Raw genomic sequence first — 14,852 nt, 5'->3', positions numbered from 1 at the left:
GCTTTTTATGAAGAAACAAGCATGATGAATCAACGAATCAGTTTTTTAACGGCCATCTTTTTTGGATTAAACATTTGTTCGGCTTCTGCGCAACTAGGAAGACCGGAAGAAAAATTAAAGGCTAAGCCGAATGTACTGATCATTCTTGCTGATGATCTCGGCTTTTCTGACATTGGTGCATTTGGTTCGGAGATCCATACTCCTGTATTAGATCAACTGGCAAAAGAAGGAATGATCTTAAACCAGTTTTACAATGCCGGAAGGTGCTGTCCTTCCCGCGCTTCTTTGCTGACAGGTCTTTATCCGCATCAGGCCGGAGTTGGTGATATGGTTCAGAACAAAGGAACGGAAGCTTACCAGGGGTATTTGAGTAAGCATAGTGCAACGATTGCTGAATTGCTGAAACCGCAGGGATACCAAACCATAGTTTCCGGGAAATGGCATGTGGGCCTCGTTCCTTCCGCTTTTGCGCTGAACCGTGGATTTGATAAATCTTTCACGCTGCAAAACAATGGCAGCAGTTATTTTAATTCCAAGCCCCTGTATAACGATGGAAGAACGGTTACTTTCCAGTTGAACGGACAGGAAATTCAGCGTCAGGATACTTCGTTGTATCTCACACAAGCCATCACCAATTTCGCAATCAAATCTCTGGACGAAATCAAAGATCAACCCAATCCATTTTTTCTTTATGTGGCTTACAATGCGCCTCACTGGCCAATTCAGGCTTTGCCGGAAGACATTGCGAAATATAAAGGCCGGTACCTGTCTGGCTGGGATGAACTGAGGAAGCAGCGTTATCAGAAACTTCGGGCTTCAGGTTTGATCAGGAAAGAATGGCGATTATCGCCGAGGTTCGAAAATGTGAAAGCCTGGAAATCCTTGTCTGCGGAAGAAAAAGACAACTGGGATACCCGCATGGCGATTTATGCGGCCATGATTGACCGTATGGATGCAGGAATAGGGGAGATCCTGAATAAACTGAAAGAGATCAAAAGAGATAAAAACACACTGGTGATTTTTCTTTCTGATAATGGAGGCAGTGCCGATGAAGTGAAAAACTGGAACTATGTCAGTCAAAAAAACGGAACTCCAGGAAGTGTAAATTCCATAGACAGTTATGAAGCCCCCTGGGGGAATGCGAGCAATACCCCGTTTCGTATGTTCAAGAAAAACACCCATGAAGGAGGGATTTCCAGTCCTTTTATTGCCTGGTATCCTGGTTTGATCCCTTCGGGGGCTTTAAATGAACAGCCCGCACACCTCATCGATATCCTACCCGGTATCCTGGAGCTTACCGGGGCAAAATACCCGGATTCTTTTAAAGGAAATTCTTTAACGGCATTGCCGGGACATAGCCTGCTGAGGGTTTTAAAAGGAAAGAAAGAAGCGCTGCATTCCAGGTTGTTTTGGGAGCATGAAGGAAGCAGGGCTGTTCGGGAGCAGGACTGGAAACTCGTTGCTGAACTCAATGGAACCTGGGAATTGTACAATCTGAAGTCAGACCGGACAGAAACAAATGACCTTGCCCGGAAGTATCCGGGGAAGGTAAAAGAACTGGAAAAAAAATACCTGGAATGGGCCGCTAAAGTTGGGGTTCAGGACTGGAATAAAATCAAATGATTATTGATCACCTAAACCGACAAAAAATGAAATCTTTAAAATCTGTTTTTTTTAGTTTGCTGCTCTTATCGTCAGGCAGCTTAAAAGCACAAGAAACCTCATCCGCTACTCAGGCAGGATCACTTTCACTCGCCGCATTGGCTACAAAAGCAAAAGCTGCGGACGCCCAGATTCTGGATGCCAGAACGAGCGAAGAATTTGCACAGAATCACCTGGCAGGAGCGATCAATATTGATCCCGCCTCAGCTAGTCACGAAAAGGACATCGCGGCTTTGTCTAAAGAGAAGCCCACCTTTGTTTACTCCATTGCCAATGGCCGAAGTGTGGCATTGGCAAAAAAACTCCGGGAAAGGGGATTCAGGGAAGTGATTGTGCTTCCCGGTGGAATTGCCAACTGGATCGGTTCAGGATACCCGATCGTAAACCATGCGAAGAAAGGCGTATCGCTATCCCTTGCTCAGTTTCAGACCCTAAATGCATCTTCAGATTTTGTGTTGGTAGACTTTGGTTCCAAATATTGTGGCGCCTGTAAGAAGCTTGTTCCTGTGCTGGACACGCTGGAAAAGAAAGCAGGATTTTCTGCCAAAATAGTAAGGATTGAAGCCTATGATCAGACGGCGCTCCTCAAAGAATTGAAAATTAATCAGCTTCCCACACTGGTCCTGTATCACCATAAAAAAGAGATCTGGAAGAGAGCAGGGCAATCGACCTCAGCGGAAATTGAAGCCGCTGTTGCAGAACATCAAACAAAACCGGCAAAAAGTAATTAGAAAATTAATCCATGAAAAAAAGAATCATCACCGCCTGGATTCTCCTGGGCACTGCGTTCAGCTACCTTGAGGGCTATTCGCAAAATATCACACAGCAGCAACAAGCTTTTCAGGGCGTTATCGGTAAGACCCTGGCAGATTCCAGAGAATCCTGGACAAAGCCGGTTAAGGCACCGGCAGGCGCACCAAATGTACTCTGGATTTTACTCGATGATGTGGGCTTTGGGGCCACCAGCACATTGGGGGGAGTGATCAGTACCCCTACCTTTGATAGCCTGGCACATCAGGGATTAACGTATACAAATTTTCATACCACAGCCATATGTGCGCCTACAAGGTCCGCATTGCTGACAGGCAGGAACAGTCATTCTGTACATATGGGCGGGTTTGCGCATGTGGCGATGTCGGCCGGATTTCCAGGTTATGATGGCCGCATCCCTTCGGATAAAGGTACAGTTGCCGAAATCCTGCGCGAAAGCGGCTATAATACGTTTGCAGTAGGGAAATATGGATTGACACCTGATGAGGATGCTACAGATGCCGGACCTTTTGACCGATGGCCAACCGGAAAAGGTTTTGATCATTTCTTCGGCTTCCTCGGCTCTGCAACGGATCAGTATAAACCCGATCTGGTGGAAGACAACGCACATGTTCAACCGGATGGCAGGCACCTGAATGAGCAGATCACCGATAAGGCAATCAACTTTATTGAAAGACAGCAAAAAGCCAATTCAGGAAAACCTTTCTTCCTGTATTATGCACCCGGTGCCACCCATTCCCCACATCAGGTGGCTACAGAATGGAGTGACCTTTATAAAGGTAAATTTGATAAAGGCTGGGATGTTTTCAGAGATGAGGTATTTAAAAGACAAAAACAACTGGGAATTATTCCGGCCAATGCAGTATTGCCCGGCCGCAATTCAAATATCAAAGCCTGGAATAAGCTTCCTGAGGAGGAACGGAAACTATATGCCCGTTTTATGGAGGTCTATGCGGGATATCTGAGTTATACGGATCATGAAGTTGGACGGGTGATCAATTACCTGAAAGCCACTAAACAATTGGAGAATACCCTGGTTTTTGTGATCATCGGCGACAATGGAGCGAGTAAGGAAGGAACCTTCAGCGGAACAATAGATTTACCAAGAGGGGCCACCAATAAGCTGAGTCAGCAGGAAATTATTAAACATAACCTGGAAGCTTCAGGTGAGATCGGTACGCCCAGATCGATTCAGGGCAATTATCCTTTGGGATGGGCACAGGCCTTGAATACGCCTTTTAAGCAATGGAAACAAGACGCAAATTCCGAAGGAGGAACGAGGAATCCATTGATCGTTTATTATCCTAAAGGCATAAAAGATAAGGGCAGCATCCGGACCCAATATGGTCACGTCATCGATTTATTGCCAACTACGCTGGAATATACCGGGATTAAAGCACCTGAATACATCAGAGGCATTAAACAGGATTCCATACAGGGAACCTCTCTGGTCTACTCTTTTGAGGATGCAAAAGCAGCTTCACAACACCGCATTCAACACTATTATATTTTTGGCGCAAGGTCAATTTATAAAGATGGCTGGAAGGCTGCACTTTCCTATCATCCGGATTTGCTGGATTTATCGAATAACAAAGAAGGGCTTCCGAAAAATTATGTGGAGAATGTTTGGGAACTGTATAACCTGAATGAAGATTTTAATGAACGCATTGACCTGGCAAAGAAAAATCCGGCAAAGCTGGAAGAGCTAAAGGCATTGTTTGAAGTTCAGGCAAAGAAGTTTAACCTCTATCCGTACATCACCTGGGACGACGTATACAATACCAGGCTTCATAAAAACTACTAAAACTACCTAAACTAAGAACGGAGGCTGTATCATAAATTTATGATCAGCCTCTTTTTTATTTAGCTTCAGGAAGGATCTTTCTTTTGACCTGTGCGGGATTTCCCACAGCGAGGGAATCGTCAGGAATGTCTTTGGTAACTACTGAACCGGCCCCGATCACACACCTGTTTCCAATGGTTACACCCGGACAAATGATCGCCCCGCCGCCAATCCAGCAATCGTCGCCAATGGTAATGGGTTTGGAAAACTCCACACTTTTTCGCAGTTCTGCATCTAAAGGATGAGAAGCGGTATAGAGCTGTACACCAGGTGCAAAAAACACATTGCTGCCAATCTTAACGGGCATGCCATCCAATACCACACAGTTCACGTTAAAGTACACGTTCTCTCCGCAAAAGATATTGTAGCCGTAATCACAAAAGAAAGGAGGTTCGATGTACAAACTTTTTGGCGCATTAGGGATCAGCCGGGCTAAAATGGCTTTTCCTTTTTCGCTCATGATGTATTCTTTTATATTGAGTTCATACAATAGCTGTTTACAATGCAAACGTTCCTGTGTCAATGTTTCATCTCCGGCGATATAAGGCTCGCCTGCAATCATTTTCTCTTTCTCTGTTCTCATTTGATGAAGATAGGCCGATTTTATGAACTCAGCAATAGCTAAGCTTCCATTCTGATCATGCACCGGACTTCAACATTGCTCAGGTATACTTCTACGCAGTAGCCCTGCGGGTCCAGACCAGGGCTGTCCAGTAGTGCTTTGAATTCACAGCCAATGAGTTCCGGTGCCTTCATGTAATCTTTCATGACAGAACTGATATAAGTGCCTTTTTTCAGAATTAAAGAATCACAACCATATTCTTCTGCCTCCCCTTCATAAGATTCTTCTACTCCAGCCCGGTAAATGATGGGTCCGCCTTCCGGTCTTGAAACGCCATAAAGTGTTCGTCCTATGTTCAAAGGAACCCGTTTTCCCAGCTCCTGGTAGGCTGCAGGAATCCCCTGGGGAAAGGAGGATGCGGTAACGTAAAAGATTTTAAGGTCCTTGTCTAAGTTATATTTTTCCATGATATCTTGCTGTTGGTCTATACAAACTTAGTGATTGGAGCTAAAAACCGAACTGTGTAAACGCGACAAATGCGAGGGGGAATTTTGACAATTCCGGAGGTAATTTTTATTTACTAATATTTTTAGTAAATTGCGGAGCTGAATTTCAAAAAAAGGAGAAAATGGAGCAATTGAGCTTTTTTAAGGAAGAGGGACAAACACCTGGATTACCGGTTTCGTTACTGGATTATCGTCCGGAGCTATTTCAGGAGGAAGAGGGCGAAAACCTGATGGAACGGTTGATCAGGGATTCGGAATGGAAACATCGGATCGTAAAAATGTATGATAAAGAGGTGATTACGCCGAGATTAACTGCATGGTATGGTGATCCGGAAGCCTACAATTATACCATACTGGGGAAATCGGCTCCTTTACCCTGGACAGCAGACCTGCTCATGATTCGGCGAAAAGTGGAATTGATTGCCGGAATTTCTTTTAACAGTGTACTTCTGAATTATTACAGGGATGGGAATGATTCGGTGGCCTGGCATAGCGACAATGAAAAAGCACTGGGCACTCATCCGGTGATCGCATCAGTCAGCTTCGGACAAGTCCGTAATTTTGACATTCGTAACAAGACAGACCATCGTCTGAAGTATTCCATAAGGCTGGAACATGGTTCATTACTGATCATGAAAGGTGATTTACAGGCCAACTGGGACCATCGCATTGCGAAGTCCGGCAAGCCAATGAAAGGAAGACTGAACCTCACCTTTAGGGTGGTGATTTAGGAGGCTGCAATCAGGCATCTAATAAGTGCGCTAATTCTGTTTCTTCCAGAATAATGCGTGCAGGACCTGATTGGGGGTTGAATTTCCATTTGACGAGTTTGATTTTTCCGCCCTCCAGTTCTATTCCGGTAATGTCTCCATCGTTAAAACAGCAGCAACCCGTATTAAAATAGGTATTTTTAGAATAATCCAATCTCGGAGAAGTGTCTCCGCTGATTTTTCCCGCCGCCAGTTCTGCGGTTATCTTTTGGATTTCTGCCTCATCGCCTTTTTTCTTTGCGGCTTCCAGCCGGATATAAGTCCGTTCCAGGTGAGTTAAAGAATTGAATACCGGCTGATGGGTATGCCCGGTAATCAGAGCAAGTCCCGATTGCTTTGCCGTCCAGTCGTACATAATGGCATTGTGTGCAGATTTCAATTGATTGTCGAAGGCCGGAGTATTTGGATTAATGCGCAGGTAGGCCTGGAGCGGACCCCAGATATTGGAAACAAACCATTTGCTAAACCAGTTTCCATCGCTTTGCAGGTCTCCCTGATGGCCGTGGGTCATAAAGACCGACAACAATTGATCTTTAATGGGGATGCGCAAAATGACACCCTCATAGATTTTTATCTTTTGCCCATAAACCTTTTCAAGGGTAAAACCTGCAAGGGGATCATTGTCCCAATACAGGTCATGGTTGCCAAATATTTTAATGAAAGCATTTCTTTTTAGAAATAACTTTTCCTGTTCAAAGGTCGCTTTGTTGTTCCTGATGACACCGAGAAGCGTATTTTTCCAAAGCTCTTCGCTGTCGCCCAAACTGCAAAAAAGGTAATCTTGTTCATTGTAATACTGGAGTGCCGCAAGGTAGTTCTTTTCGGAAAGGGCAAAGTCATCACTGTAATTCCTGCTGCCTTTATGCTGATCGGAAAAGATGATGAGCCTGGCAGATTGGTCGAAATCAATGAGCTGGCCACGCTTGCCGGGTTCTTTTTGGATCTTATTGAACAAGGCTGTTAAAGCTTCATGCACCCGTTGCTGATCCGGTCTGGAGGAGTATTTATTGGCCAGTCTGATGATCGGCCCGGTAAGCAGCCTTTGTAGAAATTTGCGCATATATAATGGGAACAGGAAATTTCGCTTATTGTTTTAAGGAGGCCAGGGCATCAAACCTGTAAACTCAGTTTAGAGGGGGTAATGCCATAGGTTTTCTTAAAAGCAAAGGAAAAATGAGAGAGGTCTTTAAAACCGACATCCAGGTAAACGTCGGAGACCTTTACACCTTTTTCTTTGATTAAAAAGTAGGCATCCTGTAAACGTTGCTGTTGAAGCCATTTGTTGGGCGAGGTATTAAAGATCTTTTCGAAATCTCTTTTAAAGGTAGCGAGGCTTCTTCCTGTGAGGTAAGCATAGCGGTTCAGGTCGACATTAAATTTGTAATGTTCAGTCATATAAGCCTCCAGGTCAATTTTTCCAGGTTCATTGAAATCAAATAAAACGTCTTGCAGTGCCGGATTGGTTTCGAGTAAAATCATGACTGCTTCCTTTACCTTCAAACTTGTCAAAGCTTTATTGAGTGGCCTGGCTTCATCCAGGTAGGGGGTCAGGGAATCCATATAATTCCTGAACAAAGGATTTGGTTTTAAGAGCAATGCATTGTCTCCGCAATACAGTCCTTTGGCCTGGAGTTGATGCTCTGCACTGATTCCACGTAACATTTGCTGGTCTAGAAAGATGGTAACCGATTGAAATATACCTCCCGGAGGAGGTTGTTTTGAAAATCTGGCCAGACGGTTTCTTCTGAAAAACCGGAGTTCGCCTTCTTTAAAGATTTGTGTCTTTCCATCGATAAAGACCTCCATTGTTCCGGAGATATTATAGCCAAGGCTATGCTCGGCAACGAACTGTTCTCCTGACCTGCTTTTCTGCATATAGCAGGAAACCATAATATCCGGATATTTCTTTTTTTCTTCTTGCTGGGGCATCTGAATTAATCCTATATAAAAGTAAACAGAATCGGGCTATCCTGAAAATGTCAGTTCAGATAGCCCGGTTTTGCTTTTAGTAATTCTTTAGCTCGGATATTAATTTTCCCTCCGGGCTTTCCAGGAAATTTACGGCTTGCTGGTGATCGGTAGAAATGCTGATGCTTTCCCATTGTTCAAGTTCTGCTTTTTTTGCTGCCTCAGCACCTTTTACAATAGAGATGGCCTCGCTGCCAAGAATCAGGTGTATGGGTGGTTTTGGGTGATCCACAAGGTCGATCATCACTTTTGCTGCTTTATCAGGATCTCCCATTGGAACATAATTGCCACTGCTCAGAAATTCCGACATGCGGCCAACTGTAGGTTCATATCCTGCTATTTCGCGGGCAAAGCTCATCGATTCAGTTCCCCAGTCTGTGCGGAATCCGCCAGGTTCTATACAGGTAACATGAATGCCAAGAGGAGAAACTTCTTTTGCCAATGCTTCTGAAAAACCTCCCAATCCAAATTTTGCAGCCTGGTATATAGTCAGGCCTGGTCCGCCAACCCGTCCGCCGACAGAGCTGATTTGAAGGATTCTTCCGGAGCCTTGTTGACGCATGTATGGCAATACTGCACGGGTGATTTCTATAGGCGCATATAAATTGGTTTCCAGCTGACTGCGGACTTGCTGATCGGTAAAGGCTTCTGCGGCCCCGGTAATACCGAATCCGGCATTGTTTACCAGGACATCAATTCTTCCGAAATGGGCCACAGCAGCAACTACAGATTGATAGACCTCATCGTATTCTGTAACATCAAGCTGTATAGGGTAAATCTGATCCGGATATTTTTCAACCAGTTCATTTAATTGTTCCGGTTTCCTGGCTGTTGCGGCAACATAATCGCCATTTGCCAGTACCGCCGCTGTAAGGCTCCGTCCCAGTCCCCTGGAACTGCCTGTAATAAACCAAACTTTTTTCATCAGTTATATTGTTGTTTAATGGTTCTGAATTTGTTAAAGCAAAGGTATACAGGATGGGAGGGCGGCGCTTTGTTAAAAAGCTCAATCTATTTTGTTGAAAAGCTCAGCTCTTGTTATAAATCCATTACGCTATCCAGGCCTCTTTTCAGTCCTGTAAAGGAGCTGACCTTTTTGATGGCCAGAAAAGCACCTGTTACATAAGGTTTAGCGCTGTTGCCTGCCTCATGTTTCAAAGTCAGTTTTTCATCAGGCATGCCAAATATGGTCTCCAGCGAAATTACAAATCCGGGAAGCCTCAGGGAATGAACCCGGGTGCCGTTTAAGTCTGCTCCCCTGGTTTCTTTTACACCTTGTGTGTGCTCAACGGGAACTTGTAATTCCTGTTTTTTAACCTGCGATAAGCGGTACGCCAATTCTCTGGCACTTCCACTTGGAGCATCAATTTTTCCGGCACTGGCATAATCGATGATTTCCCAGTTCGACATGTATCGTGCTGCCATTTCTGCAAACTTATTTAACAGTACCACACTGATTGCAAAATTGCCGACTGCAAGTACGGATTGCTGATGCGCTGCAGCTTTGATTCCTATTTCTTCATAATCTTCATCAGTCAGGCCGGAGGTTCCCACTACTACATTTACACCTTTGGCAATGGCCGTCAGGATATGATGTTTTGCAATGCCGGCTTTGGTGTATTCCACCAAAACATCACAGGGAACGGTTAAAGCCTCTTCTATCGTCGCGAAAACAGGGATTTTGTTACCTGAGAGATCCAATACCTCATTTAAACTTTTTCCGGCATGCTGGCGGGAAATTGCTGCCACCAGCTCCAGTTCTTCCGAAACTGCAATTGCTTTGGCGAGTTCTGAGCCTGCCCATCCGGTTGCTCCGGCTACACATACTTTTATCTTTGGTTGATTTGCCATCTGTTCTAAATTAAATTTTGATTTTTCGTTGCTGATAACGGTCGATACTTAGGTTTCAGCGATGCCTGCCATGGCAACGATTTTGTTGTTTTCTAACCTGATTTCCAATCCATGTTCTGTGTCTACGCCATACCTGATTGCGATTTGCAGGGTATGATCACCGAGAACCCGGATATAGTTGATCTCTTTTAAATGTTGAAAATGTTTGCCCGGGGTATTTAAGTTTAAAGGTGGTTCTCCGGATTTTGCTTCATCCTCAAAGTAATGCGCATAGAGTTTCTGGTACCTGTTGAACGCTTGTTCTTTGACCTCAGTGATGATGGAATCCAGGTGTTCCAGAAAGCTGGAAAAGGTTAGCTCATAAGCATTCAGTTCTTCTGCGGTCGGAGGCGTATCGATCTCTTCTCCGTCCTCATCAAACTCTTCTCCTAAAAATACAGTTACTGTCTGCTCGAAATGTGGAATGCTGAAGGTCTCTTCCGCAGAGAAACCGGCCCAGTCTTCCGCTACTTCTCCCCAAAATTTATGTTTTTCCATGTGTTATCTTGTTTTTCATATTAAGTACAAGATAACATTTCGACCGAAGAGAAAATAAGGGTTTGGAAGAAAGGATGAGATATGACATTTCGCTGTGGTTAACAAAGGATGGTCGTGATTTAAACCCTTTTTCAGAAGATCCGGACTACCATTGTTAACAGGATATTAAGTACGGGAAGCCAATATCATCAATCGGTTAATGTTTGTAAACATGTGTATAGTTTTGCTAAACAAATGTTTATCTTTAACCTACTGATCTCTTTAATCATCCCATTAAAGACGAGCTGTTTAATCAAAATAAACACAAAAAAATTATGAGAAAGGTAAACCAAATTCAAACTATTCTATTGCTCATCCTTTGTTTTTCAGGAGCCATTTCCAGTTGTAAACGGGACACCACCACCGAAAGTCCGGGAATGGATGTTAGTCCTAAACCAAGGAAAGTATTGTTCATCGGGATCGACGGACTGGTCTGGAAAACACTTACTGCAGCAAATGCACCCACTTTAAAAGCCTTAATGGATAGCTCCTGGACGAGTACAAACGCATTGGCAGAAATCCCAACCTGGAGTGCCAACGGATGGGCTGCTTTATTAACCGGAACAGGTGTGGCCAAACACAAGGCAAATGAAAATTCTTTTGCAAATGCTGATTTTGGAACCTATCCTTCATTTTTCCATGCCTTAAAAACGGCGCTTCCAACAGCTAGAACAGGATCAATTGTTACATGGGGACCTATCAACGACAAAATTATTGCAACTGCTGATGTCAGTTTCAAAATAAAAGGAGCCGACGACAACCAGACCGAAGCAAGCCTCATCAATGAATTGGGTACGAATAATCCCGATGTGTTGTTCAGCCATTTTGATGATGTGGACCATGCCGGTCATGCCTATAACTTTAAACCGGAAACCCCGCAGTATGTTGCTGCAGTTACCTTGATAGATAAACGTGTGGAAAGGATCATCAAAGCACTTAAAGCAAGGGCTAACTATAAAAATGAAGATTGGCTGATTGTTGTTGCCACAGATCATGGAGGCGATAATTCCCATGGAGGAAGCAGCTATAAGGAGCAAAATGCTTTTATTATCCTGAACAATAAGGCGATTGCGCCAAAGCTGGTTGCCGGAGAACCAGAAATAACCATCGAAACCAAACCCAACACCATAAATACGCTGAATTTCCAAAAGGATGTTTATGCCGAAATGCCTGCATTATCCGGGCTTGACCTCAGTGCAGGCGGGAGCTTTACCCTGGAATTCAGGGTTCGGGCAACGGCGGTAAGCAGTGACCCTGTCATCATCGGAAATAAAAACTGGGCCAGTGGAAGAAATAAAGGCATCATCATTTCAAATAATGGAGGAACCATCAGGGCCAACTTTGGAGACGGGACTACGAACAGGCTTGATGTGGACGGTGTTGACCTTAGGGATCAGAACTGGCATCATGTAACTATTGTTGTCAACCGGACTTTACAAAAAGTAACGATGTATGATGGTGGATTGGCTGTTGCTCAGGGGGACATCTCCATGGTTGGAGACCTGCAAAGTGGTACTGCTTTTAAGATTGGGCAGGATGGAACAGGACTTTATAATCCGAATTTTACAGGTAACATCGCCGGAATCCGTGTTTTTAAAACGGCGGTTGGGGCAACAGCCATCAGCAACTATGCTTTTACAGACCTGAATGAAAATCATCCGAACAAAAATGATTTGCTGATCTATGCGAAAGGGAATGATGGTACAGGGGCTGTTTATGTAGGAAGCCTTGGCCTCCCTGCGCTGACGATCAAAACAAATAACGGCCTTACAGCAACCTGGGGGAATATTGCTGCGCCTGTCTTTGTTAAAAAAACGACAGATCTTAAAGGTGCCCCGCATTTATATTCCGTTGCGGCAACGATTCTTAAATTCTTAGGAGTTGTTATCCCTGCCAACTACGATGGACAATCGTTGATTAACTTCTAAGGAACACTTCAAAAAAGCCGGATAATTTTGTAAATTGAAATCATCCGGCTTTTTGAAAATATGGTACTTGCGCCGGTGCCGTACCTTTACCTGTGATTCATGTTTGTATTTGTAAAAGAAGCGTATCGGAATATCCTGCAAACTGGTTCTATCATTGAGAGTTCCCCTTATCTTGCGCGGAAAATGATGCAGTTTATTGATTTTGAAAAATCACTTCAGCTGGTAGAACTGGGAGCAGGGAAGGGCAGCATCACCGGACACTTGCTGGACAGGATGAGTCCCCAATCGAAATTGTCGGGGTTTGAAATGAATGCAGTACTTTTTGAGGAATTGAAAAAAGAAGAGGACTATCGTTTTGTTCCCATTCATGATGATGTAATGAACATCACGCAGTATTTTAAAGCAGGAAGCGTAGACTATATCATTTCAGGCCTCCCACTGGCCAATATGGGAGGGCTCAAAAAAGCCAGGTTGCTGAACGACTGCTATCAATTGTTAAAATCCGGAGGTTGTTATATCCAGTTTCAATACTGTAAAACAGATCTGGCATTGATCAAAAGGAAGTTTGAACATGTGCATTGCGAATTCACCCTGTTAAATCTTCCGCCTGCGTTTATTTATTATGCCGAAAAATAAGGATATCTTTAGGCTTCTATTTAACGCAATATGACAAGCTTGTACTTTAATAAAATAATAAATATCTCTCTAATGGCCGTTGTTGCGGTCTTAATGATTCCTGCTCTTGCTTTTTCGCAGGAGGAACTTCCCTGGAAAGAAGCCAGTGCAAGCAGTCAGGCTTACCATAAATACCGGCAAAAAAGCACAATTCCACCTTATGGATTGGCGAAAATAAAAAAGCTGATTGACGGAATCGTATACCTGGAAAATGATGGGAGCAATGGCATCTCTGGCTTGAGCAATAAGGCCTATATGGCACTTTCGCTTAGGGAGAAGTTTACTTATCACATGATTCATGCAGAAATTTCCAGTCAGAATTGTGATGTGAGCCCACCCATTCTCGAAGAGGATAAGAAAATATTCGGAAATCTTCCCGATGCCTTTGATGAAGCTGCCTGGAGCGAAAGACAGGAGAATTTCCTGCAGAGCAACAGAGATTCTGTCCTCGCATTGATCAAAGCATCTGTAAGCCGGACAAATCGGGTTGGTTTAAACTATAAGGCCGCAATCGTCCAGGTAAATGGAAGAGCACTCATTCCTTTCTTAATCGAAACCTATAAGCGTGACCAGAAAGACTATGATATTTTAACCGTATTGATGTTACTGATGAAAAAGGGAGAATATAAACCCTTCATGACCTCCGCTTCATTTGTCAAATTATATGGTTCAAAAAGCACTTACCTTAGCTTTATCGACTATAACAAAGCCAATGAAGAGCTGATCATCAACCGGGCAACTGCATTTTATAATGGGCTCAAATAAAGCAATTGTTCTGCTGCGGTCACGAGCCTTTTTATCTCTGTTTGCAAGTGGTATGCTGGTGATGCTTTCATTTTCTAAGCTGAAAGCGCAACCGGATAGTGCTTTAGTGAAAATTCCTGCCGGAACCTATTCTATCGGCGGACAAACCCATCAGCTTAACCCTTTGAGAAAGATCAGCCTCGCTACTTTCTACATTGCGAAGACGGAAGTTACCAACCTTCAGTTTGAGGAATTTGTCAGGGCTACGGCCTACAGGACCGATGCAGAGCGATTGGGAAATGCGATGGTTTTTGAACCGGGACTGGCTGAATTCAAATGGCTTAGGGACAGCACTGCTTTTTGGCGTTTTCCCAATGGAACAGGAAGAGGAGGAATTGAGCATAAAATGAATCATCCGGTAACCAGCATCAGCTATGCGGATGCCGAAGCATATTGTAAATGGGCAAAAGTAAGGTTACCTGGTTTGGATGAATGGGAAGTTGCTTCCCGTGCAGGTGCTAAAAGCACCTATTTCTGGGGAGAAGGTCATGAGCAAATCGGAACGTATGCCAATATCTGGAATGCCCGGGATCACCTGAGCGCAGATGTTTCGGATGGATATATGTATACTTCGCCGGTGGCCAGTTTTAAAGCCAATGCTTTTGGCTTATATGATATGTATGGGAATGTGTTTGAGTTCTGTGAAGGCAGTTTAAAGAGCGATCCGAAAAAGCGGAAAGTAGTCCATGCCCGTGGAGGATCCTGGTGGTGCAGCAGGAATTCATGCGGATTTTTTAACTCTGTAGACATTGGAAGGGTGAATCCTCATTCATCGTTTAGCAACCAGGGATTCCGGATCGCGAAAACAACATTGAACTAGCTTTTGTCAGCTTTTTTACAAAATAATCAAAATATTTTCAGTTTTTGTGTAACGTTTTGCTTTAGGAGCCTGTCTTATGTATAGATAACCCCTAATCAGCAACAACCATTCACATA

The 14,852-nt window shown here is 43.9% G+C and carries 15 protein-coding genes; 8 read left to right on the top strand and 7 right to left on the bottom strand.

Annotated elements, in window-relative coordinates; translation table 11 throughout:
* Positions 1-21 precede the first annotated feature (21 nt).
* Genes DBR43_RS07045 through DBR43_RS07035 form a run of 3 tightly spaced genes read left to right on the top strand, consistent with a single transcriptional unit; the run spans position 22 to position 4,237 of the window.
* Positions 22-1,623, top strand: a complete 1,602-nt coding sequence (locus tag DBR43_RS07045) for an arylsulfatase (protein WP_199756970.1) — start codon at positions 22-24, stop codon at positions 1,621-1,623.
* Between the two features lie 26 nt (positions 1,624-1,649).
* The gene (locus DBR43_RS07040; protein WP_124579205.1) at positions 1,650-2,393 is read left to right on the top strand and encodes a thioredoxin domain-containing protein; all 744 of its coding nucleotides are present in this window, start codon (positions 1,650-1,652) and stop codon (positions 2,391-2,393) included.
* Positions 2,394-2,404: 11 nt separating this feature from the next.
* The gene (locus tag DBR43_RS07035; protein WP_124579203.1) at positions 2,405-4,237 is read left to right on the top strand and encodes an arylsulfatase; all 1,833 of its coding nucleotides are present in this window, start codon (positions 2,405-2,407) and stop codon (positions 4,235-4,237) included.
* 55 nt (positions 4,238-4,292) lie between these two features.
* On the opposite strand, the gene DBR43_RS07030 is transcribed toward DBR43_RS07035, so the two are convergent.
* Together DBR43_RS07030 and DBR43_RS07025 are read right to left on the bottom strand one after the other, a co-directional pair.
* Positions 4,293-4,859, bottom strand: a complete 567-nt coding sequence (locus tag DBR43_RS07030; RefSeq protein ID WP_124579201.1) for a sugar O-acetyltransferase — start codon at positions 4,857-4,859, stop codon at positions 4,293-4,295.
* A 38-nt stretch (positions 4,860-4,897) separates the two neighbouring features.
* Entirely contained in the window at positions 4,898-5,305 is a 408-nt protein-coding gene (locus DBR43_RS07025; RefSeq protein ID WP_124579199.1) for a transcriptional regulator, read from the bottom strand.
* Between the two features lie 161 nt (positions 5,306-5,466).
* On the opposite strand from DBR43_RS07025, the gene DBR43_RS07020 reads away from it, so the two are divergent.
* A complete protein-coding gene (locus DBR43_RS07020; protein ID WP_124579197.1) occupies positions 5,467-6,075 on the top strand; it encodes an alpha-ketoglutarate-dependent dioxygenase AlkB family protein in 609 nt (202 codons plus the stop codon).
* A gap of 10 nt (positions 6,076-6,085) precedes the next feature.
* On the opposite strand, the gene DBR43_RS07015 is transcribed toward DBR43_RS07020, so the two are convergent.
* The 5 genes from DBR43_RS07015 to DBR43_RS06995 all read right to left on the bottom strand — a co-directional run bounded on the left by DBR43_RS07015 (position 6,086) and on the right by DBR43_RS06995 (position 10,470).
* Entirely contained in the window at positions 6,086-7,174 is a 1,089-nt protein-coding gene (locus tag DBR43_RS07015) for a metallophosphoesterase (RefSeq protein WP_124579195.1), read from the bottom strand.
* A 50-nt stretch (positions 7,175-7,224) separates the two neighbouring features.
* Positions 7,225-8,043 carry a helix-turn-helix domain-containing protein gene (locus DBR43_RS07010; RefSeq protein ID WP_124579193.1) on the bottom strand — a complete coding sequence of 273 codons (819 nt, stop codon included), beginning with the start codon at positions 8,041-8,043 and terminating at the stop codon, positions 7,225-7,227.
* A 76-nt stretch (positions 8,044-8,119) separates the two neighbouring features.
* Positions 8,120-9,007, bottom strand: a complete 888-nt coding sequence (locus DBR43_RS07005) for an oxidoreductase (RefSeq protein WP_124579191.1) — start codon at positions 9,005-9,007, stop codon at positions 8,120-8,122.
* Between the two features lie 113 nt (positions 9,008-9,120).
* Entirely contained in the window at positions 9,121-9,933 is an 813-nt protein-coding gene (dapB, locus tag DBR43_RS07000; RefSeq protein WP_124579190.1) for a 4-hydroxy-tetrahydrodipicolinate reductase, read from the bottom strand.
* A 48-nt stretch (positions 9,934-9,981) separates the two neighbouring features.
* Complete coding sequence (locus tag DBR43_RS06995) at positions 9,982-10,470, bottom strand: DUF6985 domain-containing protein (protein WP_124579188.1); 489 nt, start codon at positions 10,468-10,470, stop codon at positions 9,982-9,984.
* Positions 10,471-10,784: 314 nt separating this feature from the next.
* Between DBR43_RS06995 and DBR43_RS06990 the strand changes: the two genes are divergently transcribed.
* The 4 genes from DBR43_RS06990 to DBR43_RS06975 all read left to right on the top strand — a co-directional run bounded on the left by DBR43_RS06990 (position 10,785) and on the right by DBR43_RS06975 (position 14,736).
* Positions 10,785-12,437, top strand: coding sequence for an alkaline phosphatase family protein (locus tag DBR43_RS06990; RefSeq protein ID WP_124579186.1), 1,653 nt, complete (start codon positions 10,785-10,787; stop codon positions 12,435-12,437).
* 99 nt (positions 12,438-12,536) lie between these two features.
* Complete coding sequence (locus tag DBR43_RS06985) at positions 12,537-13,073, top strand: class I SAM-dependent methyltransferase (protein ID WP_124579184.1); 537 nt, start codon at positions 12,537-12,539, stop codon at positions 13,071-13,073.
* A gap of 72 nt (positions 13,074-13,145) precedes the next feature.
* Entirely contained in the window at positions 13,146-13,877 is a 732-nt protein-coding gene (locus DBR43_RS06980; RefSeq protein WP_124579183.1) for a hypothetical protein, read from the top strand.
* Positions 13,864-14,736 carry a formylglycine-generating enzyme family protein gene (locus DBR43_RS06975; RefSeq protein WP_199756969.1) on the top strand — a complete coding sequence of 291 codons (873 nt, stop codon included), beginning with the start codon at positions 13,864-13,866 and terminating at the stop codon, positions 14,734-14,736. The genes DBR43_RS06980 and DBR43_RS06975 overlap by 14 nt, the downstream gene beginning before the upstream one ends.
* Positions 14,737-14,852: the final 116 nt, after the last annotated feature.

This window comes from Pedobacter sp. KBW06, assembly GCF_003852525.1.
Taxonomy (GTDB): Bacteria; Bacteroidota; Bacteroidia; order Sphingobacteriales; family Sphingobacteriaceae; genus Pedobacter.
This window is presented reverse-complemented; position numbering and strand designations above follow the sequence as displayed.

What these genes read in the sequence shown, in the direction of transcription:
- DBR43_RS07020 (WP_124579197.1), top strand. Translation starts at nt 5,467, where the DNA reads ATGGAGCAATTGAGCTTTTTTAAGGAAGAGGGACAAACACCTGGATTA.
- DBR43_RS06990 (WP_124579186.1), top strand. Translation starts at nt 10,785, where the DNA reads ATGAGAAAGGTAAACCAAATTCAAACTATTCTATTGCTCATCCTTTGT.
- DBR43_RS06980 (WP_124579183.1), top strand. Translation starts at nt 13,146, where the DNA reads ATGGCCGTTGTTGCGGTCTTAATGATTCCTGCTCTTGCTTTTTCGCAG.
- DBR43_RS06975 (WP_199756969.1), top strand. Translation starts at nt 13,864, where the DNA reads ATGGGCTCAAATAAAGCAATTGTTCTGCTGCGGTCACGAGCCTTTTTA.
- DBR43_RS06985 (WP_124579184.1), top strand. Translation starts at nt 12,537, where the DNA reads ATGTTTGTATTTGTAAAAGAAGCGTATCGGAATATCCTGCAAACTGGT.
- dapB (WP_124579190.1), bottom strand. Translation starts at nt 9,933, where the DNA reads ATGGCAAATCAACCAAAGATAAAAGTATGTGTAGCCGGAGCAACCGGA.
- DBR43_RS07045 (WP_199756970.1), top strand. Translation starts at nt 22, where the DNA reads ATGATGAATCAACGAATCAGTTTTTTAACGGCCATCTTTTTTGGATTA.
- DBR43_RS06995 (WP_124579188.1), bottom strand. Translation starts at nt 10,470, where the DNA reads ATGGAAAAACATAAATTTTGGGGAGAAGTAGCGGAAGACTGGGCCGGT.
- DBR43_RS07040 (WP_124579205.1), top strand. Translation starts at nt 1,650, where the DNA reads ATGAAATCTTTAAAATCTGTTTTTTTTAGTTTGCTGCTCTTATCGTCA.
- DBR43_RS07010 (WP_124579193.1), bottom strand. Translation starts at nt 8,043, where the DNA reads ATGCCCCAGCAAGAAGAAAAAAAGAAATATCCGGATATTATGGTTTCC.
- DBR43_RS07030 (WP_124579201.1), bottom strand. Translation starts at nt 4,859, where the DNA reads ATGAGAACAGAGAAAGAGAAAATGATTGCAGGCGAGCCTTATATCGCC.
- DBR43_RS07005 (WP_124579191.1), bottom strand. Translation starts at nt 9,007, where the DNA reads ATGAAAAAAGTTTGGTTTATTACAGGCAGTTCCAGGGGACTGGGACGG.
- DBR43_RS07035 (WP_124579203.1), top strand. Translation starts at nt 2,405, where the DNA reads ATGAAAAAAAGAATCATCACCGCCTGGATTCTCCTGGGCACTGCGTTC.
- DBR43_RS07025 (WP_124579199.1), bottom strand. Translation starts at nt 5,305, where the DNA reads ATGGAAAAATATAACTTAGACAAGGACCTTAAAATCTTTTACGTTACC.
- DBR43_RS07015 (WP_124579195.1), bottom strand. Translation starts at nt 7,174, where the DNA reads ATGCGCAAATTTCTACAAAGGCTGCTTACCGGGCCGATCATCAGACTG.